General features: G+C 71.9%; 26 protein-coding genes and 1 pseudogene. 20 read left to right on the forward strand and 7 right to left on the reverse strand.

Annotated features, from left to right (window positions below):
• Nucleotides 1-10: 10 nt before the first annotated feature.
• Complete coding sequence (locus ACIBL4_RS13650; protein ID WP_307174844.1) at nt 11-139, reverse strand: DUF6408 family protein; 129 nt, start codon at nt 137-139, stop codon at nt 11-13.
• 516 nt (nt 140-655) lie between these two features.
• On the opposite strand from ACIBL4_RS13650, the gene ACIBL4_RS13655 reads away from it, so the two are divergent.
• The 13 genes from ACIBL4_RS13655 (at nt 656) to ACIBL4_RS13715 (ending at nt 14180) form a co-directional block, all read left to right on the forward strand.
• Entirely contained in the window at nt 656-1681 is a 1026-nt protein-coding gene (locus tag ACIBL4_RS13655; protein ID WP_399410564.1) for a lytic transglycosylase domain-containing protein, read from the forward strand.
• Between the two features lie 116 nt (nt 1682-1797).
• Nucleotides 1798-2865 carry a sigma-70 family RNA polymerase sigma factor gene (locus ACIBL4_RS13660; protein WP_399409515.1) on the forward strand — a complete coding sequence of 356 codons (1068 nt, stop codon included), beginning with the start codon at nt 1798-1800 and terminating at the stop codon, nt 2863-2865.
• A gap of 342 nt (nt 2866-3207) precedes the next feature.
• Nucleotides 3208-4137: an ABC transporter ATP-binding protein gene (locus ACIBL4_RS13665; RefSeq protein ID WP_399409517.1), complete on the forward strand. Its 930-nt coding sequence runs from the start codon at nt 3208-3210 to the stop codon at nt 4135-4137.
• Entirely contained in the window at nt 4134-4904 is a 771-nt protein-coding gene (locus ACIBL4_RS13670) for an ABC transporter permease (protein ID WP_356924281.1), read from the forward strand. Before ACIBL4_RS13665 ends, ACIBL4_RS13670 begins: the two co-directional genes overlap by 4 nt.
• 3 nt (nt 4905-4907) lie before the next feature.
• Complete coding sequence (locus ACIBL4_RS13675) at nt 4908-5711, forward strand: ABC transporter permease (protein WP_104783858.1); 804 nt, start codon at nt 4908-4910, stop codon at nt 5709-5711.
• Nucleotides 5712-5719: 8 nt separating this feature from the next.
• Nucleotides 5720-6961, forward strand: coding sequence for an MCE family protein (locus ACIBL4_RS13680; RefSeq protein ID WP_399409520.1), 1242 nt, complete (start codon nt 5720-5722; stop codon nt 6959-6961).
• On the forward strand, nt 6958-7995 hold the full coding sequence (locus ACIBL4_RS13685) for an MCE family protein (protein WP_399409522.1): 1038 nt from the start codon (nt 6958-6960) through the stop codon (nt 7993-7995). The genes ACIBL4_RS13680 and ACIBL4_RS13685 overlap by 4 nt, the downstream gene beginning before the upstream one ends.
• Nucleotides 7992-9158, forward strand: coding sequence for an MCE family protein (locus ACIBL4_RS13690; RefSeq protein ID WP_399409524.1), 1167 nt, complete (start codon nt 7992-7994; stop codon nt 9156-9158). The genes ACIBL4_RS13685 and ACIBL4_RS13690 overlap by 4 nt, the downstream gene beginning before the upstream one ends.
• Nucleotides 9155-10270, forward strand: a complete 1116-nt coding sequence (locus ACIBL4_RS13695; protein ID WP_399409526.1) for an MCE family protein — start codon at nt 9155-9157, stop codon at nt 10268-10270. The genes ACIBL4_RS13690 and ACIBL4_RS13695 overlap by 4 nt, the downstream gene beginning before the upstream one ends.
• On the forward strand, nt 10267-11571 hold the full coding sequence (locus ACIBL4_RS13700) for an MCE family protein (RefSeq protein WP_399409528.1): 1305 nt from the start codon (nt 10267-10269) through the stop codon (nt 11569-11571). The genes ACIBL4_RS13695 and ACIBL4_RS13700 overlap by 4 nt, the downstream gene beginning before the upstream one ends.
• Entirely contained in the window at nt 11568-12845 is a 1278-nt protein-coding gene (locus ACIBL4_RS13705; protein ID WP_399409530.1) for an MCE family protein, read from the forward strand. The genes ACIBL4_RS13700 and ACIBL4_RS13705 overlap by 4 nt, the downstream gene beginning before the upstream one ends.
• Before the next feature lie 20 nt (nt 12846-12865).
• Nucleotides 12866-13330 carry a hypothetical protein gene (locus tag ACIBL4_RS13710; protein WP_399409532.1) on the forward strand — a complete coding sequence of 155 codons (465 nt, stop codon included), beginning with the start codon at nt 12866-12868 and terminating at the stop codon, nt 13328-13330.
• 67 nt (nt 13331-13397) lie between these two features.
• Entirely contained in the window at nt 13398-14180 is a 783-nt protein-coding gene (locus ACIBL4_RS13715; protein WP_399409534.1) for a hypothetical protein, read from the forward strand.
• An 18-nt stretch (nt 14181-14198) separates the two neighbouring features.
• On the opposite strand, the gene ACIBL4_RS13720 is transcribed toward ACIBL4_RS13715, so the two are convergent.
• Both ACIBL4_RS13720 and ACIBL4_RS13725 read right to left on the reverse strand, forming a co-directional pair.
• Nucleotides 14199-14543 carry a MazG-like family protein gene (locus ACIBL4_RS13720; RefSeq protein ID WP_399409536.1) on the reverse strand — a complete coding sequence of 115 codons (345 nt, stop codon included), beginning with the start codon at nt 14541-14543 and terminating at the stop codon, nt 14199-14201.
• Between the two features lie 45 nt (nt 14544-14588).
• Nucleotides 14589-15146, reverse strand: a complete 558-nt coding sequence (locus ACIBL4_RS13725; RefSeq protein WP_399409538.1) for a DoxX family protein — start codon at nt 15144-15146, stop codon at nt 14589-14591.
• Nucleotides 15147-15301: 155 nt separating this feature from the next.
• On the opposite strand from ACIBL4_RS13725, the gene ACIBL4_RS13730 reads away from it, so the two are divergent.
• The 3 genes from ACIBL4_RS13730 to ACIBL4_RS13740 all read left to right on the forward strand — a co-directional run bounded on the left by ACIBL4_RS13730 (nt 15302) and on the right by ACIBL4_RS13740 (nt 17944).
• A complete protein-coding gene (locus ACIBL4_RS13730; RefSeq protein WP_399409540.1) occupies nt 15302-15628 on the forward strand; it encodes a nuclear transport factor 2 family protein in 327 nt (108 codons plus the stop codon).
• A gap of 60 nt (nt 15629-15688) precedes the next feature.
• On the forward strand, nt 15689-16675 hold the full coding sequence (locus ACIBL4_RS13735; protein ID WP_399409542.1) for an aldo/keto reductase: 987 nt from the start codon (nt 15689-15691) through the stop codon (nt 16673-16675).
• Nucleotides 16676-16801: 126 nt separating this feature from the next.
• Nucleotides 16802-17944, forward strand: coding sequence for a D-alanyl-D-alanine carboxypeptidase family protein (locus tag ACIBL4_RS13740; RefSeq protein ID WP_399409544.1), 1143 nt, complete (start codon nt 16802-16804; stop codon nt 17942-17944).
• Between the two features lie 276 nt (nt 17945-18220).
• Here ACIBL4_RS13740 and ACIBL4_RS13745 read toward each other — a convergent pair whose 3' ends face one another.
• On the reverse strand, nt 18221-18979 hold the full coding sequence (locus ACIBL4_RS13745) for an SDR family oxidoreductase (protein ID WP_399409546.1): 759 nt from the start codon (nt 18977-18979) through the stop codon (nt 18221-18223).
• A 223-nt stretch (nt 18980-19202) separates the two neighbouring features.
• Between ACIBL4_RS13745 and ACIBL4_RS13750 the strand changes: the two are divergent.
• Nucleotides 19203-19676, forward strand: a pseudogene (locus tag ACIBL4_RS13750) (alkaline phosphatase D family protein); the annotation flags it as partial.
• A gap of 48 nt (nt 19677-19724) precedes the next feature.
• Here ACIBL4_RS13750 and ACIBL4_RS13755 read toward each other — a convergent pair.
• The gene (locus tag ACIBL4_RS13755) at nt 19725-20759 is read right to left on the reverse strand and encodes a Gfo/Idh/MocA family protein (protein ID WP_399410566.1); all 1035 of its coding nucleotides are present in this window, start codon (nt 20757-20759) and stop codon (nt 19725-19727) included.
• 85 nt (nt 20760-20844) lie between these two features.
• On the opposite strand from ACIBL4_RS13755, the gene ACIBL4_RS13760 reads away from it, so the two are divergent.
• A complete protein-coding gene (locus ACIBL4_RS13760; RefSeq protein ID WP_399409548.1) occupies nt 20845-22260 on the forward strand; it encodes a multidrug effflux MFS transporter in 1416 nt (471 codons plus the stop codon).
• Nucleotides 22257-23387 carry a serine hydrolase domain-containing protein gene (locus ACIBL4_RS13765; protein ID WP_399410568.1) on the forward strand — a complete coding sequence of 377 codons (1131 nt, stop codon included), beginning with the start codon at nt 22257-22259 and terminating at the stop codon, nt 23385-23387. Before ACIBL4_RS13760 ends, ACIBL4_RS13765 begins: the two co-directional genes overlap by 4 nt.
• Nucleotides 23388-23453: 66 nt before the next feature.
• Here ACIBL4_RS13765 and ACIBL4_RS13770 read toward each other — a convergent pair whose 3' ends face one another.
• A complete protein-coding gene (locus ACIBL4_RS13770) occupies nt 23454-24134 on the reverse strand; it encodes an IMP cyclohydrolase (protein WP_399409550.1) in 681 nt (226 codons plus the stop codon).
• A gap of 19 nt (nt 24135-24153) precedes the next feature.
• Nucleotides 24154-24345, reverse strand: a complete 192-nt coding sequence (locus ACIBL4_RS13775) for a hypothetical protein (RefSeq protein ID WP_399409552.1) — start codon at nt 24343-24345, stop codon at nt 24154-24156.
• A gap of 222 nt (nt 24346-24567) precedes the next feature.
• Between ACIBL4_RS13775 and ACIBL4_RS13780 the strand changes: the two genes are divergently transcribed.
• A complete protein-coding gene (locus ACIBL4_RS13780; RefSeq protein ID WP_399409554.1) occupies nt 24568-25554 on the forward strand; it encodes a small ribosomal subunit Rsm22 family protein in 987 nt (328 codons plus the stop codon).
• Nucleotides 25555-25557: the final 3 nt, after the last annotated feature.

The following is a 25557-nucleotide window of genomic DNA, read 5'->3' on the forward strand; positions in this document are numbered from 1 at the left end:
ACATGTCTGGTCAGAGGACCAGGCGCGCTGCCGCGGTCAGGGCCGCCACCACGAGATTGGCGACGACACCTACGGCGACGTCGACCAGAATCTCGCGAAGCCGGTTACGACGTGCAGGCTTGTACTCAACGGGGTTCATGGGTAACCACTCCTTGGCGTGAGCTGGGAATGGCAGGGACGGCCCTACCGGACATCCGCACTCACACCACGTGCGGCACGCGGTGGAAACCACTCGTCAGTCACAGCCGAGGACCGGCGCCTGAACGCCGCCGACGTACCCTCCGGGAAGGTGCGCAGCGGGAAACAACCTAGTGCAGCACCAAAATGTCGGTAGCCAATTTCGGCCACCGTGATCGCCGTCGCCTCCCAGTACGACTGACCACCCACGACTGGAACGGCGTGTACACCGTCGATGAGCGGGTCGAGATGCTCAAGCAGCCGCCGCGCGACGAGCGGCGCCGCGTCACCGCGATCAGCTCCCGCGAGATCGCGGCGGCCCTGAAGAGCATCGGCATCCGCAAAAGCGACGCGCCCCGCGACGGACCCGCCCCCCTCCCCCGTAGAGCAGACGACAGACAGCTCACAGGGAGGGGAGCAGGACGTGGCAGGGCACAAGGGCAGGCGTGTCAGAAGTGCGGCGGCCGCAGTGGTGGCGATGGCGGCGCTCAGCGCGTCGCAGGCGCCGGGGGCGGTGTCGGCGCGGGCCTCCGTACCGGCGGCCGGTCAGGCATCCGTCGCGGACGGACCCAGCGTGTCCGGCGACGCGCCGTACCGGACCGAGCTGCCGCCGCTGCGGCCGGGGAAGCGCGCGGGCGGCCAGGCGGCGGCGGAGGAAGAGGTGGGCGGCGCGCTGCCGGTGAGTGTGTTCGCCGCCTATCGGCGGGCCGAGGACCGGCTCGCGCGTGAGGCGCCCGGGTGCCGGCTGCGCTGGCAGCTGCTGGCGGCGATCGGACAGGTGGAGTCGGGACAGGCGCGGGGCGGCAGGGTCACGTCGGACGGTACGACCGTGGCGCCGATCCTCGGGCCGCGGCTGGACGGCACGGCCTTCGCGCTGATCCGGGACACCGACGGCGGCGCCCACGACGGGGACACGGCGTACGACCGCGCGGTCGGGCCGATGCAGTTCATCCCCTCGACCTGGGCCCGCTGGGGCGCGGACGGCAACGGCGACGGGCGTAGGGATCCGAACAACGTCTTCGACGCGGCACTCGCCGCCGGACGGTATCTGTGTGCGGGCGGACGGGATCTCTCCGTTCCCGCCGAGCTGGACCGGGCGATCCTGGGCTACAACCACTCGGCGGCCTATCTGCGCACGGTCCGGGCCTGGTACGCGTACTTCCTGGAAGGGCACCGGGTGGTGCCGGACCGCTCCGCCGGGTCCTCCGCCGCGCGCTCCGAGCCGTCACGATCGCCCTCGAAGCCGGAGCAAGCCGCACCCACCCCTTCCGGCCGTCCGACCGCCATCCCGTCCCGCCCGTCGTCGGCCCCCGCCTCACCGGCCCCCACCCCGTCCCGTCCGGCCACCGAGCCCCCGGAGACGGAGGAGCCGCAACTCCCCGTCCCCGACCCGGACATCGAGCTCCCCGGCGACGACCTGCTGCCCAGCGCCGCCCCACTGACCAGTAACAACGCGGACTCGATGACCGCCGACCCCTCCACAACCGCTGATACTCGGCGGTAATGTCGCCCCACCCGCCGGACAGCACGAGGCCGGTGGGCGAGCGCGAAGGGGCCCTCATGGCGACGGACATGCCTGCGGACATGCCCGCAGAGACACCTGCAGAGACACCTGCAGTGGTGACCGCGGCCGACGAGCGGTGGCGGCGCATGTGGAGCCATCGCGAGCACCTGCTCAAGGTGGCCCGGCGCAGGTCGATGAGCGCCGAGGACGCCGAGGACGCGGTGCACGAGGCGATGCTGCGCGCCGCCGAGCGGCCCGACCTGGACGAGGAGCGGCTCGCGGCCTGGCTGACGACGGTGACGATGCGGCTGTGCGTCGACCGCTACCGGCAGGTGAACCGCGAGGCCGAGGTGCGGACCAGCCCGACGCTCATCGCCCCCGGCCCGGTGCCCGTCGAGGAGGCCGTGTGCGACCGGGCCGAGGCGAAGTGGCTGGCGGTGCGCAGTGGTGAGCTGCCCGCCCGGCAGGCCGAGGCGCTGCGACTGAAGTCGGAGGATCTGGACGTCGGCCAGGTCGCCGTCCGGATGGGGCTGAGCTACCGGACCGTCGAGTCGCTGCTGGCCCGGGCCCGGCGGACGCTGCGGCAGTCGCTGGCCGCCACGCTCGGGTTCGCGCTGTTCCTGATCGGCTGGGGGCGGCCGCGCGGAGTCGGCAGGGGACAGGCCGTGGCGGTCGCCTCGACGGCGGCGTCCCTGGCGGTGGCGGGGTTCGTGCTGCCGTACACCCTCGACGGCGGTGGAGGCGGGGGTGAGGGTGGCGCGGCGCCTCGGACCGCGGTCGCCTCGCCGGGTGCGGAGGCGGTTCGGCCGGGTGGCGGTGGCGGGGATCGTACGCCGCGGGGGAAGGGCCCCACAGCTGCGGCAGCCGAGCGCGGAGCGGCCGTGTCCCCCTCCGGCGAATCGTTCCTCCCGCTGTCCGTGCCGTCGGTGCCGTCGCTGCCGGAGGTCCCGGACGTTCCGGGCGTTCCGGGCGTTCCGGAGGTCCCGGTGTCACCGCTGCCCGTCCTGTCCGCGCCGGAGGTCCCGCAGGTGCCCGACGTCCCGATACCTGATGTCCCCGACCTGCCGGTGGATCCTTCCGCCGTGCCGACGGGCACGGCGGTCCCGGAAACTCCGGAGGCTCCGGAAGCCCCCACCACACCGTCCGCCTCGCTCCCCGTGCCCACGCCGAGCCCGCTTCCGTAGCGCCCGGAATCCCGCCCGGTACCCCGCCGGGCGTCCCGCCGGGCGTCCCGCCCGGTATCCCGCCGGGCGTCCCGCCGGGAATCCCGCCCGGTATCCCGCCGGGCGTCCCGCCGGGAATCCCGCCCGGTATCCCGCCGGGAATCCCGCCCGGTATCCCGCCGGGCGTCCCGCCCGGCGTCCCGCCGGTATCCCGCCGGGAACCCCGCCCGGCGTCCCGCCGGGAAACCCGCCCGGAACCCACTCGAAAAAAATCCACCCCCCGAGCGACGGACCCCCCACCCCTCCCCGTAGAGCAGATGTCAGAGCTGCTGGGGCTGCTCCACGGGCTGAAGGGCGGACCGTATGGGTGTCGAGATCTGTGTGGAAGGGCTGACCAAGTCCTTCGGTCACCAGGTCATCTGGCAGGACGTCTCACTGACGCTGCCCGCCGGGGAGGTCTCCGTCATGCTCGGCCCCTCCGGCACGGGCAAGTCGGTGTTCCTCAAGACGCTCGTCGGCCTGCTCAAGCCGGAGCGCGGCTCCATCACGATCCAGGGCCGGGACATCACCAAGCTCCGCGAGCACGACCTGTACGAGGTGCGCAAGCTCTTCGGCGTGCTGTTCCAGGACGGTGCGCTGTTCGGCTCGATGAACCTGTACGACAACATCGCCTTCCCGCTGCGCGAGCACACCCGTAAGTCCGAGAGCGACATCCGGCGCATCGTGCTGGAGAAGATGGACATGGTCGGGCTGATCGGGGCGGAGGGGAAGCTGCCCGGTGAGATCTCCGGCGGGATGAGGAAGCGGGCGGGGCTCGCCCGGGCGCTCGTGCTCGACCCCGAGATCATCCTCTTCGACGAGCCCGACTCAGGTCTCGACCCGGTCCGGGTCGCCTACCTCAACCAGCTCATCGTCGACCTCAACGCCCAGATCGACGCGACCTTCCTGATCGTCACGCACGACATCGCCTCGGCCCGCCAGGTGCCGGACAACATCGGGCTGCTGTTCCGCCGGGAGCTGGTGATGTTCGGGCCGCGCGAGGAGCTGCTGGCCAGCGACGAGCCCGTCGTACGGCAGTTCCTGAACGGCCGGATGCAGGGCCCGATCGGCATGGCGGAGGAGAAGGACGCGGCGCAGGTCGAGCAGGAGCTCGCGCAGCTCGACGACAGCGGGGGCGTTCAGGAGCCGGCTCCCCGCCTGCTGCCGGGGCCGGGCATCGCCCGGCCACCCCGCTGGGAGGCCATCGCCCGGCGCGAGGCCGCGCTGCACCAGAAGGCGGTGGCCGACGCATGAGCCTGTCTCCAACCGGAGCGCTGCGGCACTCGGGCAGCCTCTTCGCGATGGCGCTGGACGTCGTCCGGACGATCCCCCGACGGCCTTTCCAGGCACGGGAGTTCATCCAGCAGACATGGTTCGTCGCGAGCGTCACCATCCTGCCGACGGCCCTGGTCTCCATCCCGTTCGGGGCGGTCATCGCGCTCCAGATCGGCAGCCTCACCCGGCAGTTGGGCGCCCAGTCCTTCTCCGGGGCCGCCTCCGTGCTCGCCGTGCTGCGCGAGGCCTCGCCGATCGTCACCGCGCTGCTGATCGCGGGCGCCGGCGGCACGGCGATCTGCGCCGACCTCGGAGCGCGGAAGATCCGCGACGAGATCGACGCGATGCAGGTGCTGGGCATCGACCCCATCCACCGGCTCGTCGTCCCCCGCGTGCTGGCGTCGATGCTGGTGGCGGTGCTGCTCAACGGCCTGGTGTCGGTGGTCGGCGTGGCGGGCGGCTACTTCTTCAACGTCGTTCTCCAGAACGGTACCCCGGGTGCCTACCTGGCCTCCTTCACCACGCTCGCCCAGCTCTCCGACCTGTGGGCGGCCGAGGTCAAGGCACTCGTCTTCGGCGCGATCGCCGGGATCGTCGCCTCCTACAAGGGGCTGACCGCGAAGGGCGGGCCCAAGGGTGTGGGCGACGCGGTGAACCAGTCGGTGGTGATCACCTTCATGTTGCTGTTCGTGACGAACTTCGTGATGACCGCCGTGTACTTCCAAGTCGTTCCCCAGAGGGGCTGAGGCATGGCGCTGTTGAAAGGCCTGGAGGAGCTGGGAGCCCAGCTGTCCTTCTACGGGCGCTCGCTGGCCTGGACCGGCCGCACCCTGCGCCGCTACAAGAAGGAGATCCTGCGGCTGCTCGCCGAGGTGAGCTTCGGCCGGGGCGCGCTCGCCGTCGTGGGCGGCACGGTCGGCGTGATCGCCTTCCTGTCGTTCTTCACCGGCACGGAGGTCGGGCTGCAGGGATACGCGGCCCTGAACCAGCTCGGCACCTCCAACTTCGTCGCCTTCCTCTCGGCGTACTTCAACACCCGTGAGATCGCCCCGCTGGTGGCCGGGCTCGCGCTCTCCGCGACCGTCGGCGCCGGGTTCACCGCTCAGCTCGGCGCGATGCGGATCAGCGAGGAGACCGACGCGCTGGAGGTCATGGGCGTGCCCTCGCTGCCGTTCCTCGTAACGACCCGGATGATCGCCGGGTTCGTGGCCGTCGTCCCGCTGTACGTGATCGGCCTGCTCTCCTCGTACCTGGCCGCCCGCACCATCACCACCGGCTACTACGGGCAGTCCACGGGCACCTACGACCACTACTTCCAGCAGTACCTGCCCCCGGTGGACGTGCTGTGGTCCTTCGGGAAGGTGCTGGTCTTCGCCGTCCTGATCATCCTTGTGCACTGCTTCTACGGCTACTACGCGAGCGGCGGCCCGGCGGGCGTCGGCGTCGCGGTGGGCCGTGCGGTGCGGACCTCGATCGTGGCGATCAACGTCCTGGACTTCTTCCTGTCGCTGGCGATCTGGGGCGCCAGCACGACCGTACGGATCGCGGGGTGAGCCGCCGTATGAGGGTGCTGAGACTGCGGTTGTACGGCGTCGTCTTCATCGCCGTGCTCGCACTGCTGCTGTCCCTGTCCGTCGCCGTCTACCGGCAGGCGTTCACGCCGGTCGTGCGGATCACGCTGGAGGCCGACAGCCTCGGCAACCAGCTCGATCCGCGCGCCGACGTCAAGCTGCGCGGGCTGCTGGTCGGCGAGGTGCGCGAGGTGCGGGCCGACGGGACGAAGGCGACGCTCGACATCGCGCTCAAGCCGGAGCACGTCGCCCACATCCCGTCCGACGTACACGCGCGCCTGCTGCCCAAGACGCTGTTCGGCGAGAAGTACGTCGACCTGGTCGCACCAAGCGGCTCATCGGCCCGGCCCATCCGCGCCGGTGACGTCATCACCCAGGACCGCACCCGCGTCGGCATCGAGGTCCAGCAGCTGATGAACGACCTGCTGCCCCTGCTGCGGACGGTCCAGCCCGGCAAGCTCAACGCCACGCTCTCCGCGTTCGCCACCGCCCTGGAGGGACGCGGCGACCGGATCGGCGACAACCTCACGCGAGTGGAGGCCTACCTGCGCCGCCTCAATCCCCACCTGCCGTCCCTGAAAGAGGACATCGCACGCTTCGCCGACGTCGCCGAGATCTACGGCGACGCCGCGCCCGACCTGATGGAGATCCTGCGCAACACCGTCACCACCAGCCGCACGATCGTCGAGGAGAAGGACCGGCTGGCGGCGGCGCTGACGACCACGGCGACCGTCGCGGGCACCGCCGAGGACTTCCTCGACGCCAACGGCGACCGGCTGATCACCCTCGGCCGGGTCTCCCGCCCCACGCTGGAGCTGTTCGCCCGCTACTCACCCCAGTACCCCTGCCTGCTGGCCGGCCTGGTCCGGCAGGAGAAGGCGTCCGAGGAGGCGTTCCGGGGCGGAAAGATGCACATCACGCTGGAGGTCGTACGGCCGCAGGGCGCGTACGAACCGGGGGAGGAACCGCGCTACGGCGAGCGGTCCGGCCCCGACTGCCGTGATCTGCCGCATCCTCCGGTGCCGGCGCCCGGCGCCCACCTCGACGACGGTTCCAAGAAGCCGGGTTCGTCCTCGGGCCGTCCGCTCGGCGTCTCCGCCACCCGGGCCGAGCAGCGGGCCGTCGGCTCGCTCGTGGCGCCCGTGCTGGGCGTGCCCGCGGACGAGGTGCCGCCGGTCGCGACGCTGCTGTTCGGGCCGATGGCGCGCGGGACGGCGGTGAGCGTCGCATGAGCACCACGAGGGCCCGGCAAACCGCCGCCCCGCTGATCAAGTTCAGTCTCTTCGCGCTCGTGACGCTGGTGGCGACGGCCCTGCTCGCCGCCACCATCGTGAACATCTCCTTCACCCCCGAGCACGAGTACCGCGCGGTCTTCAGCGACGTCACCGGCCTGGAGGAGGGCGACGACATCCGGGTGGCCGGAGTGCGGGTCGGCGAGGTCGCGGGCATCCGGATCAAGGACCGGACGCTGGCCGAGGTCACCTTCACCGTCAGCGAGGACCGGCCCCTGCTCACCAGCACGGGCGCCGTCATCCGCTACCGCAACCTGGTCGGACAGCGCTACGTCGCGCTGACCGAGGGCGCCGGCGACGGCACCCGGCTGCGCCCCGGCGGCACGATACCGCTCGCGCGCACCCAGCCCGCCCTCGACCTGAACGCGCTGCTGAACGGCTTCAAGCCACTGTTCGCCGCGCTCAGCCCGAAGGACGTCAACCAGCTCGCCACCGAGATCATCAAGACCCTTCAGGGCGAAGGCGGCACCGTCAACAGCCTGCTGACGCACACGGCGTCGCTCACCACGACGCTGGCCGGCCGCGACAAGCTGATCGGCTCGGTGATCGACAACCTCAACACCGTGCTGAAGACGCTCGACAAGCGTGGCGCCCGCTTCTCCGGACTGCTCAAGCAGCTGCGCCGGGTCATCTCGGGCCTGTCCGCCGACCGCAAGCCCATCGGGGAGTCGCTGGTGAGCATCGGCGATCTGACGGAGGCCACCTCGGGCCTGCTGAAGGACGCGCGCCCGCCACTCAAGGACGACATCGCGGAGCTGACCGACCTCACCGGGACGCTGAACGACAACGAGAAGACCGTGGAGGGCGTGCTGAAGAGGCTGCCGAACAAGCTGGGCGAGCTGACGGGGACGGCGTCCTACGGCTCGTGGTTCAACTTCTACCTGTGCGACTTCGACGGCCGGATCGTGCTGCCGAAGACGAAGCAGGTGCTCACGCCCGAGATGCACGTGGCGAGGGCGAGGTGTGGGGCATGAGCCGCAAACGCCGCCCGGAGCCGCTCGTCAAGGTGCGCATCGACCCGCCGAAGCTGCCGAGAGTACGGCTGCCGAAGGTACGGCTCCTGCCGCGCCGCAAGCCGCGTCCGCAGCCGCTGGTCAAGGTCCGTGTCGACCCGCCGAAGCTGCCGAGGATACGGCTGCGCCGCCCGCGCCTGGGCCCCTTCCGTGAGCGCAATCCCATCATCATCGGCGCCGTCGGACTCACCGTCCTCGCGCTGCTGACCGTGGCCGCCTTCAACGCCGACCGCCTGCCGGTGATCGGCGACGGCGAGACGTACAGCGCCGCCTTCGCGGAGGCGGGCGGTCTCAAGCCGGGCGACGAGGTGCGGATCGCCGGGGTCAAGGTCGGCAAGGTCGAGGAGGTCGACCTGGACGGCGACCACGTCAAGGTCACTTTCAAGATCAAGGACGAGCCGGCGTTCGGCACCGAGACGGGCGCGTCGATCCGGGTCAAGACGATCCTCGGCGCGAAGTACCTCGCCCTGCACCCCAAGGGACGGGGCCGGCTGGAGCCCGGCAGCGAGATCCCGCTGAGGCGGACCGTCCCCGCGTACGACGTCGTGCAGGCGTTCAGCGATCTCACCACCACGACGGAGAAGGTCGACACCGACCGGCTGGCCAAGGCGCTGGACACCATCTCCACCACCTTCGAGGACTCACCGCACGAGGTACGGGCGTCCATCAAGGGCCTGTCGAAGATCTCCCGGACGGTGGCCTCGCGCGACAAGGCCCTCCAGGAGCTCCTCGACCACGCGAACGGCGTGACGGGCGTACTCGCCGACCGGTCGGGCGACTTCACAGCCCTGGTCGAGGACGGCGACAAGCTGTTCAAGGAGATCAGCAAGCGGCGGGCGGCGATCCACAAGCTGCTGAAGACCTCCGCCGCGCTCGGCATCCAGCTCTCCGGCCTGGTCCAGGACAACGAGAAGGAGATCGGGCCCGCGCTCAAGGGCCTCAACACCGTGGTGAAGATGCTCGAACGCAACCAAGCCGGCCTGGAGCGGAGCATCAAGCTCCTGGCCCCCTACGTACGGGTCTTCACCAACACCCTCGGCAACGGCCGCTGGTTCGACTCCTACGTCCAGAACCTGGTCGCCGCACCGGTCGTGCCGCGGACGCGGACGGGAGGCGCGCGGTGAGCAACCGTCGGAAGAAGAGCCTGGCCCTGCTGACCGTCCTGGCCCTGGTCGCCGCGCTCACCTACGTCCTGTGGCCGCGGACCGAGCCGGCCCGCGTCACGGCGTACTTCCCCCGCACCGTCGGCATCTACCCCGGCTCGGACGTGCGCGTGCTGGGCGTGCGGATCGGCGAGGTCAGGAAGATCACGCCGGAGGGCGGCCGGGTACGGGTGGAGCTGGAGTACGACGCGGACCGCAAGGTCCCGGCGGACGCGCAGGCCGCGATCATCAACTCCTCGGTGGTGAGCGACCGTTACGTGCAACTGCTACCGGTGTACCGGAGCGGTCCGGTGCTGCGGGACGGCGACGAGATCCCCGAGTCGCGCACGGCCGTACCGGTCGAACTGGACCGCGTCTTCGACAGCCTGCACACCACGGCCGAGGCGCTCGGCCCCGAGGGCGCCAACAAGGACGGCGCCCTGTCACGGCTGCTCGGCGTCAGCGCCGACAACCTCGACGGCCAGGGGAAGAACCTCCACCGGACGGTCGAGGACCTCTCGGAGGCGGTCACGACTCTCTCCGACGGCCGTACGGACCTGTTCGGCACGGTCCGCAACCTCCAGGTGTTCACGGCGGCGCTGGCGGCGGACGACAAGAGCGTGCGGTCGTTCAACAGCAGCCTCGCCAAGGTCGCCGAGCAACTCGCGGGCGAGCGCAAGGACCTGGCGGCAGCGCTGAAACACCTCGGCACGGCCCTCGGTGACGTGTCCGCGTTCGTGAAGAAGAACAAGAAGTCGCTGACGTCGAACGTGGAGGGCCTGAGCAAGGTGACCAAGGTGCTCGTCACTCAACGGGCGGCGCTGGAAGAGCTGCTGGAGGTCGCGCCGACGGGCATGTCGAACCTGAACAACGCCTACAACCCCTCCGCCGGCACCCTCGACACCCGCAACAACCCCGACCACCCGCAGGATCCGGCCTCCCTGCTGTGCACGATCCTGAAGACAACCGGGGAGAAGACCGACTGCAAGGACCTGAGGGACCTCTTCGACTCCCTGCCCGAAGTACCCAAGGGCACCGCGGCCACCGGCACGGTCGACCGCACCCTCGGCGGAATCCTGGGGGCACGCGCATGAGGCCACCGCGCAAGAGCGGGGCCGTCGCCTGGGCGGCCGTCGGGACGCTGCTGCTGTCCGGCTGCGAGTTCAACGGCTGGTACGACGTCCCGCTCCCCGGCGGAGCCGCCGCCGACGGCAACGCCTACCACGTCACCGTCGAGTTCCGCGACGTCCTCGACCTGGTCCCGCAGTCGGCGGTCAAGGTCGACAACGTCACCGTGGGCGCGGTGGAGAAGGTGGAGCTGGCGGGCTGGCACGCGAGGGTCCGCCTCCGGGTCGCCGACTCGGTGAAGCTGCCCGCCAACGCCGTGGCCGGGCTGCGGCAGACCAGCATGCTCGGCGAGAAGTACGTGGCGCTGGCCCCGCCGCAGGAAGGCACGCCGGTCGGCCGGCTCCGTGACGGCGATGTGATCCCCCTGTCCCGCAGCGGCCGCAACCCGGAGGTCGAAGAGGTGCTGTCCGCGCTGTCCGCCCTGCTCAACGGCGGTGGCGTGGCCCAGCTCAAAACGATCACCACGGAGCTGAACAAGGCCCTGGAGGGCCGGGAGAACCGGGTGAAGTCCCTGCTCAAGGAGCTCGACACCTTCATCGGCGGCCTGGACGACCAGCGCCGGGACATCGTCCGCGCGCTCAAGGCCGTGGACCGGCTGGCCAAACGGCTGGGCAAGGAGAAAACGACGATCGCCGAGGCCGTCGACACCATGCCACCCGCCCTGAAGGTCCTGGCCGACCAGCGCCGCGACCTGACGAGGATGCTCACCGCCCTGTCCAAGCTGGGCAGGACCGGCACCAAGGTGGTCAACGCCTCCCACGACGACACGGTCGCCAACCTCAAGCGGCTGCGGCCGATCCTGCGACAGCTCAACAAGGCGGGCAGCGACCTGCCCAACTCCCTGGAGCTGCTGACGACGTACCCGTTCCCGCGCAACGTGGTGGACGCCATCAAGGGCGACTACGTCAACCTGCACATCACGGCGGACCTCGACCTGCCCGGGATCTACGGCAACCTGACGGACGAGCCGGGCGGCGGGAACGGCGGGGGCACTCCGGTGCCGGAGCTTCCCGAGCCCCCGGACCTGCCGGACGTACCGGATCTCCCGGAAGCCCCGGATCTGCCGGACGTGCCGAAGCCCACCGCGCTGCCGAGCGGTCCGACCGTGCCGTCGGCCCCGTCGGCCCCCTCGGGCGGCGACGACCCGCTGTGCCCGCCGGTGTGCACCGCCGGATACGGCTCCGGCGGCCACCGCACCCGGGGCGACTGGCCCGAGGGGATCAACCTCGAACTCGCCGAGCTGCTGCTGAAGGGGGTCCAACCGTGATCACCCGTACGGTCAAGGCGCAACTGATCGCCTTCACCGCCCTCACCGCCGTGGGGGTGTCCTACGTCGGCGCCGAGTACACGGGCCTGGTGGACGAGGTCCTGGACCGCGGCTACACAGTGCGGGCCGACTTCGCCGACTCCGGGGGCGTCTTCCCCGGCGCAGAGGTCACCTACCGCGGGGTGCCGGTGGGCAAGGTCGGCGACCTGCACCTGGCCGGTCCGGACGGCGTCTCGGTCACGCTCGACATCGAGGACGGGGCGCCGCGCATCCCGGCGGACACGCTGGCCGTGGTGGCGAACCGTTCGGCGGTGGGCGAGCAGTACGTCGACCTCCAGCCCCGCACCTCCCGCGGCCCGTACCTGCTGGACGGCAGCACGATCCCGCGCGGGAGCACGCGGGTGCCGCTGTCGACGACGGACATGGTCCTCAGCCTGGACCGCCTGGTGAACTCCGTCGGCAAGGACGACCTGGGCGTCACGGTCGACGAGTTGGGCAAGGCGTTCGCCGGCACCGGCCCGAACCTGAGCCGCCTGGTGGACTCGGGCAACACCCTGGTCGAGTCGGCGTCCGAGGCGCTGCCGGAGACGATCGCCCTGATCGAGGACTCACGCAAGGTCCTCAAGACACAGGCCGACCAGGGCTCGTCGATCAAGTCGTTCGCGCGCGATCTGGCGGCGCTCTCGGCCCAGTTGAAGGCCAGCGACGGGGACCTGCGCAAGCTGATCGGCAACGCGCGGCCGGCGGCGGAGGAGCTGAACGCGCTGCTGAAGTCGACCGGCCCGCAGCTGTCGGTCCTGCTGGCCAACCTGATCAGCGGCGGCCAGGTCACGCTGGCCCGTCTCCCCGGCGTCGAGCAGGCCCTGGTCACCTTCCCGCTGATGGTCGCGGGCAGTTACACGGTCGTCCCGGGCGACGGCACCACCCACTTCGGCCTGGTGCTGAACGCCGACGACCCGCCGTCCTGCACCCAGGGGTACGGCACGACACGCCGCGACCCCGCGGACACCAGTACACGCGAGGCGAACACCGACGCCCGCTGCACGCTCCCGCGCGGCAGCCAGTCGTCGGTACGGGGCGCGCAGAACGCCCCGGGCGCGTCGACCCCCGACGGCGGCGCGAACCAGGCGGCGTACGTCACCCCCTACGACCCGGAGACCGGTACCACCACCGGCCCGGACGGAAACAACGTCGAGATCGGCTCGACGGGCGGCCAGCAGGCCGTGTTCGGAAAGGAGTCGTGGCAATGGCTGCTCGTTGGCCCCGTGGCCTGAGGCCGGTGCGCCCCGGAGTGATGACGGCAGGGCTCGTCGCGGCGACCGTCGTCACCACAGCACTGGCGCTCTGGCTGGCCTTCGGCCTCTACCAGCAGCGCGAGGCGGACCAGCGACGCCAGGGCATCCTGGCCGCCGCCCGCCAGTCGGCGCTGAACTTCACCTCCCTCGACTACCGGCACTACGACCGCGACAGCACGAACGTACTGGCGGGCGCGACGGGCGAGTTCAAGAAGCAGTTCACGGCGCAGACGGACCAGTTGACGAAACTGGTGGCCCAGAACAAGTCCGTGTCGCAGGGCCAGGTCCTGGAGGCGGGCATCGTCCGCTCCGACGAGGACTCGGCCCGTGTGCTGGTGGTCGCCGACAGCAAGGTGACCAACACCGCCGCGCCCGAGGGGGAGGCGCGCACGTACCGGCTCCAGCTCGAGCTCGTGCACAAGGACGGCCGCTGGCTGACCTCCGACGTCGAGTTCGTCGGCTGACCCACGGGCCGATCCGCCGACCGAAAAGCGCCTACAAGCACCGACGAGGAGCACGAGGAGTACCACCATGCCGAAGACGACCACCGGCCGCGCCCCCGGCCCCGGCACCCGCCGCACCATGACGGCGGCCGCCCGCGCGGCGGCGAAGCGCGCGGAGCGCGGCCACCGTGAGGCGGGCGCGGCGACGGACGGCGACGAGGAGTCCCGGCACCGGGCCGAGCGGCCACGCGCCGGACGCACCGTCCTCGTCGAGGCCCCGAAGGACGGCTGGGACGACCCGCCGGAGCCGTCTCCGCAGTCGTTCGAGGAGGACGGGCCGCAAGACCGGAGCGACCTCGCCCCCCGCGGCCGTCGGAGGCCGCTCACCTTGCTCCTGGCCGCCCTGCTCGTCGTCGGCCTGGTCGCGCTCGCCGCCCTGGCATGGCAGTACCGCGAGGGCAGCCAGACGGAGACCGCCCGGACCGAGGCGCTCGCAGCCGCGCGAAAGGCGGCGCCGGTCGTCCTGTCGTACGACTACCGCCGCCTGGACAAGGACTTCTCCCGGGCCCGCGCCCACCTGACCGGCGACTTCCGCGACGAGTACGGCAAGACCACGAAGACCGTGGTCGCCCCGACGGCCGAGAAGTACCACGGCGTGGTGAAGGCCACGGTCGCCGCCCCCGGCTCCGGCGGCGCCCCGGCCGCCTCCGTCGTCTCGGCCTCCCCCGACAAGGTCGTGGTCCTGCTCTTCGTCAACCAGGTCACGGAGAGCACCCAGGTGTCGGGGGCCCGAGTGGACCAGAACCGGGTGCGGATGACGATGGACCGCACGGGGGACGGGTGGAAGGTGAGCGCGGTGGACGCGCTGTGAAGGCAGCTCCGTCTCGGATCAGCCCGTTGCCGAGGCCAGTGACCGCTCCCGCACCCGCTCCAGATGCCGCCCGAACACCTCCCGCGCCTCGGGTGTCAGTGTCCGCAGCGCCATCAGTGCCGTGATGGCGACGTCGCACAGCTCCGCCTGCACGTCGTCCCACGTGTGCGTCACGCCCTTGCGCGGGTTCTGGCCGGTCGCGCCGATGACCGCCTCGGAGACCTCGCCGACCTCCTCGGACAGTTTCAGGATGCGCAGGAGCACGCCCTCGCGGCCCTCGGCCGGGCGGTGGGTGTCGAGCCACTCGGACAGGGTGTCGATGGTGGCCCACAGGTCGGGCTCGGGCGGCGTGTGATCACTCATGGGCGGCAGCCTGCCACGAGGGTCTGACAGCGCCCCCTGCCGCTGCTACTCCATGAACTCCTCTTCGAACAGCGCGTCCTGCTCGCCCTCCTTGGCCTTCCGCAGCCGCCGGGCCCGCGCCCCCACGATCAGCGCCGTCCCCGCCGCCGTCGCCGCGAACGCCGCCGGGATCATCCAGCCCCGGTTCACGGCGTGCCCGAGCGCGTGGTCCAGGGAGAGCCGGCCCGGGCCGGTGACGGCGAGGCCCGCGGCGGTGAGGCCCAGTGTCGCCGCGTACTCGTAGCCGCCGCTCTGGTTGAAGAAGCCGTTCGGCGTGTGCACCGCCGCCGCGCCCGCCATCGCACCGGCCGCCGCGGCCCCGGCCGCCGGTGTGGCGAGACCCAGGGCCAGCAGCGTGCCGCCGCCGGTCTCGGCGAGGCCCGCCGCCGTCGCGCTCGCCTTGCCGGGGACGTAGCCGACGGACTCCATGAACTGGCCGGTCCCCTCGATGCCGTGCCCGCCGAACCAGCCGAACAGCTTCTGCGTGCCGTGCGCGGCCAGCACACCGCCCGTCCCCAGCCGGAGCAGCAGCAGGCCCAGATCACGTCGGTCGTAACGCCTCACGTCGTCTCCCGGAGCAGACAGCAGGAACAGAACACTCCCCGTCGCGTTTCCACCGTCGCACCCCTGACACCCCCCGACACCCGGCGGACTCGCCCGGGACGCCGTTCGGGTGGCACCGGTGGCGTGGTCCGGTGGCCGGTACGAGGCTGACTGGCATGACGATTCAGACCACACGTCTCAGCGACCCGGCCGTCCGCGCCTTCGTGACCGCCGTGAACAACCGCGACCGCGAGGCCTTCATGGCGCTTCTCGCGCCGGGCGCGACCATGGCGGACGACGGCTCCGACCGCGACCTCGCCGACTGGATCGACCGGGAGATCTTCTCCTCCCACGGCCACCTGGAGGTCGACAACGAGTCCAACGGCGGCCGCGCCATCATCGCCCGCTACAGCAACGACACCTGGGGCGAGATGCGCACCCGGTGGACCTTCACCCTGGACGACGACGGCAGGATCTCCCGCTTCGAGACCGGCCAGGCCTGAAAAAACCACCCCCGCCAGGGCCTTGTGTTCGCGTGCGCTCCAACTCCTAGCCTCCCGGTCATGGAAACCACACGGCCGCTCGGACGCAGCGGCATCGAGGTGAGCGCCCTCGGCTTCGGCTGCTGGGCGATCGGCGGGGAATGGCAGGACACGGACGGGCAGCCGCTCGGCTGGGGCAAGGTCGACGACGAGGAGTCGGTGCGGGCGGTGCGGCGCGCCCTCGACCTGGGCGTCACCTTCTTCGACACCGCCGACACCTACGGCGCCGGACACAGCGAACGCGTCCTCGGCCGGGCCCTCGGCAAGCGCCGGGCCGAGACGGTCGTCGCCACCAAGTGGGGCAACGTGTTCGACGAGGACACCCGCACCCGCACCGGCGGCGACGCCTCCCCGGCCTATCTGCGCCGCGCTCTGACCGCGTCCCTGGACCGGCTCGGCACCGACTACGTCGATCTCTACCAGTTCCATCTCTCCGACGCGGACACCGAGCAGGCCGCCGTGCTCCGGGACGCGTGCGAGGAACTGGTCCGCGAGGGGCTCATACGGGCGTATGCCTGGAGCACCGACGACCCCGCACGCGCCGCCGTGTTCGCCGACGGGCCGCACTGCGCCGCCGTCCAGCACACGCTCAACGTGCTCCAGGACGCGCCCGCGATGATCCGGCTATGCGAGGAGGCGGGCCTGGCGAGCATCAACCGCAGTCCGCTCGCCATGGGGCTGCTCACCGGCAAACGCCGGGCCCGGCAGCCGTTGGAGGCCGGTGACATCCGCAGCAGGCCCCCGGCCTGGCTCCAGGGGTTCGGTGACGGGTCCGGCGCCGACCCCGAGTGGCTCGCCCGCATCGACGCCGTCAGGGACGTCCTCACCAGTGAGGGCCGCACGCTCGGCCAGGGCGCCCTGGCCTGGTTGTGGGCGCGCAGCCCGCGCACCGTTCCCATCCCGGGCTTCCGTTCGGTCGCCCAGGCGGAGGAGAACGCGGCGGCGCTGGAGAAGGGGGCACTGACCGGCGCGCAGCTGGCCGAGGTCGACCGGCTGCTCGGGCGGTGACCGCCCCAGCGCCGGGCTGGGCGATGTCCGGGCTCGAGCCGAGCAGCCGTGATCCTTGCGGGACCTTGGGCGAGTCTTTGGACGTTCCGTGCACGCCGAGGCGGTTCCGCTTCGTAACGTCGCGGGATGTGTGACTCCGCCCGGCTGTCCAGACGTTCCGTACTCGCCCTGGCCGTGGCCGCCCCGGTGGCCGCCGCCGCACCGGCCCGGGCCTCCGGGCCCGTGCTCGGCGGCGACCGCCTCGGCGGCGACGCGGTGCAGGCGGGCAGCACCACCGGACTGCCCGCGAGGCTCACCGCCCGGTCCTGGCTGGTCGCCGACCAGGACAGCGGCGAGGTGCTGGCCGCCTACCGGGCGCACCGGCGGCTGCCGCCCGCGTCCACGCTGAAGATGCTGTTCGCCGACACGGTGCTCGACCGGTTCCCGCCCGGCACCCGGCACACCGTCACCGCCGCCGACCTCGCCGGCATCCCGGCGGGCTCCAGCCTCGTCGGCATCCGGGCCGGGACCACGTACACCGTCGGCGAGCTCTGGCAGGGCGTCTTCCTGCGCTCGGGGAACGACGCCGTGCACGTCCTCGCTCATATGAACGGCGGTGTGGCGAGGACCGTCGCCGACATGCGGGCCAAGGCGCGGGAACTCCAGGCCCTGGACACGCACGTGGTCAGCCCGGACGGCTACGACCACCCGGGGCAGCTGTCCTCGGCGTACGACCTGACGCTCTTCGCCCGGTACGGACTACGCGACCCCGGCTTCCGCGCCTACTGCCGTACGAGAACGGCCGACTTCCCGGCCGGGGGCGGGAAGACGTTCCAGATCCAGAACACCGACCGGCTGCTGGGCGGGGCGTGGGGCCTGCGGGCGTATCCGGGGCTGATCGGTGTGAAGAACGGCTACACGACCCACGCCGGCAACACCTTCACCGGCGCCGCCACACGGGCCGGGCGCACCCTGCTCGTCACCGTCATGCACCCCGCCGACCGGATTGACTCCGTCTACGAGGAGGCCGCCGCCCTGCTCGACTGGGGTTTCGCGCAAAGTGCCTCGGCACGGGCGGTGGGCACGCTGGTCGAGCCGGTGAGCGCGGGACGCGGGCCGGAGCCGACACCCGGGCGCGGGACCGCCGCCGCCGGTACGGACGCGCGCGGACCCTCGGCGGGGCGACTGGTGGAAGGCGCCGGCACCGCGGTCGCGCTCCTGGCGGGCGGGGCCTGGGCGCTGCGCCGGCGCGGGGCGCGCCGACCCGCGAAGGGACGGCACCGCGAATGACGCCCACCAGCCGTACGGCACCCGCCCTTGACGTTTGCGGCAGTCGTTCCACGCGCACCGGTGCGTACCCCGCGGTCCCACGCAGGGTCCACCCCCACCCGGTGCCGTGGAACGACTGCCGCCGCCCCCCTGGATGTGGCCGACGGAAGCTCTCTGCTCCAACTGTGAAGCTTTCGTGTAGGAGATTTGAGCATAAGTGCCCGACCGGCCGCAATAGGGCGGACGTTGGTATTCCGTTTGTGCAGGTTGACGAGTTGACGAATCCCCGCCCCCGGATCAGCCGCGCCCGATGTACGGCATCGCCGTGGCCAGTACGGTCGCGAACTGCACATTCGCCTCCAGCGGCAGCTCCGCCATGTGCCGGACCGTGCGGGCCACGTCGGCGACGTCCATGACCGGTTCCGGGGCGACCTCCCCGTTCGCTTGCAGGGCTCCCGTCTGCATACGGGCCGTCATGTCGGTCGCCGCATTGCCGATGTCGATCTGCCCGACGGCGATCCGGTACGGCCGCCCGTCCAGCGACAGCGACTTGGTCAGACCGGTCAGCGCGTGCTTGGTCGCGGTGTAGGCCACCGAGTGCGGGCGGGGCGCGTGCGCGGAGATCGAGCCGTTGTTGATGATCCGCCCGCCCTGCGGCTCCTGCTCCTTCATCTGCCGGTACGCCGCCTGCGCGCACAGGAACGCCCCGTTGAGGTTGGTGTCCACCACGTGCCGCCACGCCTCGTAGGGCAGGTCCTCGACCGGCACGCCGCCGGGCCCGAAGGTGCCCGCGTTGTTGAACAGCAGGTCGACCCGCCCGAAGCGCTCGACGGTGGCGGCGAACAGGGCGGTCACGTCCTCGGGCCGTGAGACGTCCGTCCGTACGGCGAGAGCCGCACCCTCGGGCACCAGGGCCGCCGTCTCCTCCAGCGTCTCGGCCCGCCGTCCCGCCAGCGCCACCGACCAGCCGGCACGGAGCAGTTCCACGGCGACCGCCCGGCCGATGCCGGAGCCCGCCCCGGTCACCACCGCGATCGCATTTTCCTTGGCATTCATGGGCCCGCAGCGTACGGGAGGGCCCGCCATGCGGAACTCACCCATCCGTCACGCGAGTGCTGTGTACGTGTCGACCAGGTGTCGTCCCCGGCCACTCCAATGCCCCCTGCAGCCATTCGTCAGGGGAGGACCGGATGACACCCGCAGCACACCCGTCCCAGCACGCCCCCGAACTCCGCGCGGCGGCCCGGCACATCGGCCGCCGCCGCTTCCTCACCGCCACCGGGTCCTGTTCGCCCGGCGGCACATGGACGCCACCACCCCGTCGCGGGTGTCGATGGACGCCTGGGACGGCTACAGCGCCTCACGCCGGCGCGTCCTCGACGGGGCGAAAGCCACCGGCGTCGAGAACCTGATGGTGCTCAGCGGCGACGTGCACGCGGCGTACGCCTTCGACATCAAGGACGACTTCGACGACCAGTCCTCGGCGACGCTCGGCACGGAGATCGTGGCGACGTCCATCTCCAGCGGCCGGGACGGCGCCGACAAGCCCGCCACCTGGGACACCTACAGGTCCGCCAACCCGCACCTGAAGTTCTTCAACGGGCGGCGCGGCTACGTCACGGTCGCCCTGGGACGGGAGTCGGCGCGGGCCGACTTCAAGACCGTGCCGTACGTGACCCGGCAGGGGGCGCCGGTCGCGACGGCCGCTTCCTTCGTGACGGAGGTGGGGGAGCAGGGGCTCAAGCCGGCGTGAGCAGGGCTCAGCCGGAGCGAGCAGGGCTCAGGCCGGAGTGAGCAGGGCTCAAGCCGGCGTCAGCTCGGCCGTGAGGTCCTCGTCCGGGGTCTCGCCCGGGTAGCGGACGCCGACGCGGTCCCGGATCGCGTCGAGGGTCCCCATCACGGCGAGCGTGCCGTCGAGCGGGACGAGCGGGGACTCGGTCTCACCGGCGCGCACGGCGCGCATCACCTCGGTCGCCTCGTGACGGAGGCTGTTGCGGGGCCCGTCCGCCGGGTCGGCCGTGAACTCCTCGGGGTCACGGCCGTCCCGGTGCAGCACGAAGCGGTCCGGGAAGAAGAAGCCGTGCGGGATGTCGATACGGCCCTGGGAGCCGGTGACCGAGGCGGAGGTCGCCGTGCCGCCGACGATGGAGCAGTGCACCGAGCCGAGAGCGCCACTCTCCCAGGAGAGCAGTGCTCCCGTCTGGAGATCGACGCCCTCATCGGAGAGCACCGCTCTCGCCGCGATGTCCGACGGCTCCCCGAGCAGCAGCTGCGCGAACGACACCGGATACACGCCGAGATCGAGCAGCGCGCCCCCGCCCAGCTCCGGGTTCCGCAGCCGGTGCGAGGGCGGGAACGGCCCGGCCAGCCCGAAGTCGGCCTGTACTGTGCGCACTTCACCGATGGCGCCGTCGTCGACCAGCGACTTCAGCCGCCGCACCAGCGGATTGCAGTACATCCACATCGCCTCCATCAGGAAGCGCCCGTGCTCCCTCGCCAGCGCGACGAGTTCCGCCGCCTCGCGCACGTTCAGCGTGAACGGCTTCTCGCACAGCACGTTCCGCCCGGCCGCCAGACACAGACCGGCGGCGGTCCGGTGCGCGGTGTGCGGAGTGGCGACGTAGACGACATCGATGTCCTCGTCCCGGGCGAGCGCGTCCCAGTCGCCGTACGCCCGCGGAATCCCGAACCGCTCCGCGAACGTCTTCGCCGACGCCTCCGACCGGGACGCCACCGCCACGACCTCGGCGTCCGGCAGGTCGATCAGGTCCGCGGTGAACGCGCCCGCGATCCCGCCGGTCGCCAGGATCCCCCACCGCACCGTGTCCGCCGTCATTCCCGCCCCGCCTTCACCTCGTAACCCGAGCAGCCCGTACGAGCTGAGAGCATAGGTGGCGATCGACTCGAAAAGGGAGGGACTCATGCCCGAGGGTGGGGCGTCCATATCGAACACCGCGCAAGGGGCCGCTGCCGGGACGGAGCGGCCCGACCTCACACCGCACCGCCGCACCGGGCTCCTGGTCACCTTCCTCCTCGGCAGCCTGACCGCCGTACCTCCACTCGCGATGGACATGTACCTCCCGGCCCTGCCGGAGGTCACCCGCGCCCTGCACGCGCCAGCCGCGACCGTCCAGCTCACCCTCACCACCTGCCTGGCCGGCATGGCGCTCGGCCAGCTCGTCGTCGGTCCGATGAGCGACCGCTGGGGACGCCGCCGCCCCCTCCTCGCCGGGCTCGGCGTCTTCATCGTCGCCACCGTCCTGTGCGCGCTCGCGTCCACCGTCGAATGCCTCGTCGCCTTCCGGCTGGCGCAGGGCCTCGCGGGCGCCGCCGCGATCGTCATCGCCCGGGCCGTCGTCCGCGACCTGTACGACGGCATGGCCATGGCCCGCTTCTTCTCCACCCTCATGCTGATCTCCGGCGTCGCCCCGATCGTCGCGCCGCTCATCGGCGGGCAGGTCCTGCGCGTGACGGACTGGCGGGGCGTGTTCGTCGTCCTCACGGCCATCGGCGTCCTGATCGGGCTCCTGGTCTGGACGAGGCTGCCCGAGACCCTGCCGCCCGCGCAGCGCCACAGCGGCGGCGTCGGCGAGGCCCTGCGCGCGATGCGCGGCCTGCTCGCCGACCGCTCCTTCGCCGGCTACACCCTCACCGGCGGTTTCGCCTTCGCCGCCCTCTTCGCCTACATCTCCGCGTCCCCCTTCGTCATCCAGGAGATCTACGGCGCCTCCCCGCAGACGTTCAGCCTGCTTTTCGGCGTCAACTCGGTCGGGCTGGTCCTCGTCGGCCAGATCAACGGCAAGATCCTGGTCGGCCGGGTCAGCCTGGACCGCGTCCTGGGGACCGGCCTGGCCATCGTCATCACGGCCGCGACCGCGCTGCTGCTGATGTCCCTGGGCGTGTTCGGCGAGGTCGGCCTCGCGCCCGTCGCCGTGGCGCTGTTCGTCCTGATGTCCGCGATGGGCATCACCCTGCCCAACACCCAGGCGCTCGCCCTGATGCGCACCAAGCACGCCGCCGGCTCGGCGTCCGCCCTGCTCGGCGCGTCGTCGTTCCTCATCGGCGCGATCGCCTCCCCGCTCGTCGGAGTCGCCGGGGAGGATACGGCCGTCCCGATGGCCGTCGTCCAACTGGCCGCCGCCCTGGTGGCACTGGCCTGCTTCGTGGGAATGTGCCGACCTTGGAAGACGGACGGGAAGACGGACGAGAATCCGGACGGGAAGACGGACGAGAATCCCGACGGGAAGACGGACCGGAACACGGCTGAGGAGACGGACCGGAACACGGCCGGGGAAACGGACGGCAGGCGCGCGAGCGTGGAGGGAGCAGGGAGCTGAGCGCACCACGACTGCGCCACGGCACGCCGGAACGGGCCGGCCTCGACCCCGGGGAACTGCGTCACCTGGTCCGGGAGATCCACGTCCTCACCACCGGGCAGCGCCCCTGGGCGCCGGGCGCGGTCCTGGTCGTCGGCCGCGGCCCCGTGATCGCGGTCGAGGAGGCGGCCGGCTGGGCCGTCCGCTACTCGGCCTACGACGAGGACACCGACACCGGCGTGGAACTGCCCGTCGAGGACCGGGTCCCGATGACCGTCGGCACGCCCTTCGACCTCGCGTCCCTGACCAAGCTGTTCACAGCCGTGGCCACCGTGCAGCAGATCGAGCGCGGCACCCTGGGCATCGACGCGCGGGTGGGGGCGTACCTGCCCGACTTCACGGGGGCGGCACGGCACGGCATCACCGTACGGCAGCTGCTCACCCACACGTCCGGGTTGCGGACCGAACTCCCGCTGTACGACTGCGCGGACGACGCCGAGCGGCTGGCCGGGCTGCGGGCGGAGGCGCCGGTCGAGACCCCGGGCACGTACCGCTACTCCGACCTGAACATGCTGCTCCTCCAGCACCTCCTGGAACGCCTCACCGGCCGCACGCTCGACGTCCTCTTCCGGGACGGCATCACCCGGCCGCTGGGCATGACGGCGACGGATTTCGGGCCGTGCCCCGGGGCGGCGGCGACGGAGGACCAGCGACGGCCGTGGGCCAAGGCGGACCGGGGGATGCTGCGGGGCGAGGTGCACGACGAGAACGCCTGGGCGCTGGGCGGTGTGGCGGGCCACGCGGGCCTGTTCTCCACGGGCCGGGATCTCGCGGTCTTCTGCCGCACCCTCCTCGCCGGCGGCTCCCACGGCCCCGCCCGCATCCTCGGCCCCGACTTCGTCGAACTCCTCTTCACCCCACCGGGCCTGGGCTTCTCCCTCGACCAGCCCTGGTTCATGGGTGACCTGGCCGGACGCGGCGCGGCGGGCCACACGGGCTTCACGGGCACGTCCCTCGTCCTCGACCCGGCGACCGACACGTTCCTGATCCTCCTCACCAACGCGGTCCATCCCCGCCGCCGCCACCCGGACAGCGCGCCGAGGGCGGCGGCGGGGACCCGGGTGGCTCGGGCGGTGCGGGGGAGGTGAGAGGGGGAGTGAGCCCGAGGGGACCCACGCAAGCATCAACACGGTGTTGCTCCCGCTTGATCCGGGTCAGGCATGGCGAATGGGCCCCTGAACGCCGGTGATCGGTGCGAACGCGGTTGCGGCGACCAGGAAGCGAGAGTCCAGCGCCGACCACAGCTCCGCCAGCAGCGCGTCCGCGTCCTGGGCGGCGGTGCTCAGGTCGAGGTGGCGTCGGGCCGTCGACACAGTGTCTCCGTCCGATTGGTAGGTGCTCAGCACCACGGCCTGCCCTGGAGCGAGATCGCCCAGCGCGACCACGGTGGTGTCCGCGCTCTCCCGCTGGCCGTCCGGACGGCGTGCCGCGCCGAACCAGGCCCGGTGGCCGACACGGTCCACGACAGCGGTGATCCGCGGGGTGCAGATCGGCGGGTCCGGCTCGTAGCCGAGGTCCTCCAGCGCGCCAGCGGGGGCGAGGCCCTTCGCCAGCCGAGCGGCGACCTCCGTCACCTGTTCCCCGTTGCCGTAGACGGCCCATCGCTCGTCCGCGGTCGCGGCGACGTAGTGCCGGAGGCTGTCGTGGCCCGTGGCACCGACCGGTACGACGGTCAGCTCCCCGGACACGGTGAGCTCGATCCGGCGGGCCCGGGATGCCTCGCTCCGTCCGGTGAGCGCGTACGCGGCGGTCAGCTCCCCGTTCAGAGTGCGTGCCAGCAGGATGAGCCGACCGGGATAGGGGTTGTCCCGAAGGGCTTCCAGGATGGTGGTCATGCCTCAGCGCCTTTCTGATTCAGCTCGGTGCGAGATCCTCCGAACGGAAGAGCGAGGTGAGTATCACACCGAAGCGCGCGAGCGCTTCGGCGGCGCCTTGGCAGCGGTCCAGAAGGGCCAGCTGGGCTCCGGCCGCCACCTCTCCGGCGACCAGGTCGGCGTCCGTCCGCGCGATCGCGAGGCGGCCGGGGCCGGTCGGTGGGTTCCGCACCTGTGTGCGACCGGTGCCCCTTGCGAGGCCGCAGCGGTCCGGCAGTAGCCGGCCGCGTGGCCCATTGCGTGCCCGAAGGAGCGGCGGCAGGCGGGGACAGCAGCCAGCTGTGAGCTCGGCGCGACGAATGGGCTTCCAGCGTCATGCCGACCGCCCCACGTGCACAGTCCGACCAGCCCGGACGGGTGAGTCTCCGGGCTCGGGGCCTCGTAGAATCGCCGGGTGAACGCCCCCGCACCCCCGGCCGAAACCCTCCGCGCCGCCCTCGCCGGTCTGCTCGACGGGCTGCCGCCCCGGCAGGCCGCGCAGGCGGTCGAGCGGCTGATCGCCAGCTACCGCGGGGCCACCCCGACCGACGCGCCGATCCTGCGGGACCGGGCCGATGTCGCCGCCTACGCGGCTTACCGCATGCCCGCGACCTTCGAGGCGGTGCGGTCGGCGCTGGAGGCGTTCGCCGAGGCCGCGCCCGCGTGGGTGCCCGGATCGCACACCGACGTCGGCGGCGGCACGGGTGCGGCGGCCTGGGCCGTGAGTGCCACCTGGGGCGGGGAGCGGCCGGTCACCGTGCTCGACTGGGCCGAGCCCGCGCTCGCCCTGGGGCGGGAGATCGCCGCGGCCGACCCGGCCCTGCGGGACGTACGGTGGCAGCGCTCTCGGATCGGAGCGGCGCTCACTCTGGAGAGCACTGATCTCGTCACCGTCTCCTACGTCCTCAACGAGCTGACCGCCCCCGACCGCATCGCCCTCGTCGACGCCGCCGCGACCGCCGCCCAGGCCGTGGTGATCGTCGAGCCCGGCACTCCCGACGGCTACGCCCGCGTCATCGAGGCCCGCGACCGGCTGGTCGGCGCCGGCTTCCACGTCGCCGCCCCCTGCCCGCACAGCGCCGCCTGCCCCATCGCCCCGGGCACGGACTGGTGCCACTTCTCCGCCCGGGTCAGCCGTTCCTCCCTGCACCGCCAGGTCAAGGGCGGCTCCCTCCCCTACGAGGACGAGAAGTTCAGCTACGTCGCCGCCGCCCGCTTCCCCGTGACCCCGGCACCCTCCCGTGTCGTGCGGCGCCCGCAGATCCGCAAGGGCCAGGTCCTCCTCGACCTGTGCGAGACCGAACCGTCCCTGCACCGCACCACCGTCACCAAACGCCACGGCGATCTCTACAAGGCGGCACGGGACGCGGACTGGGGCGACGCCTGGCCTCCTGCGCCCTGACCG

The sequence above is a fragment of the Streptomyces sp. NPDC050416 genome (assembly GCF_044458845.1).
Lineage (GTDB): Bacteria > Actinomycetota > Actinomycetes > Streptomycetales > Streptomycetaceae > Streptomyces.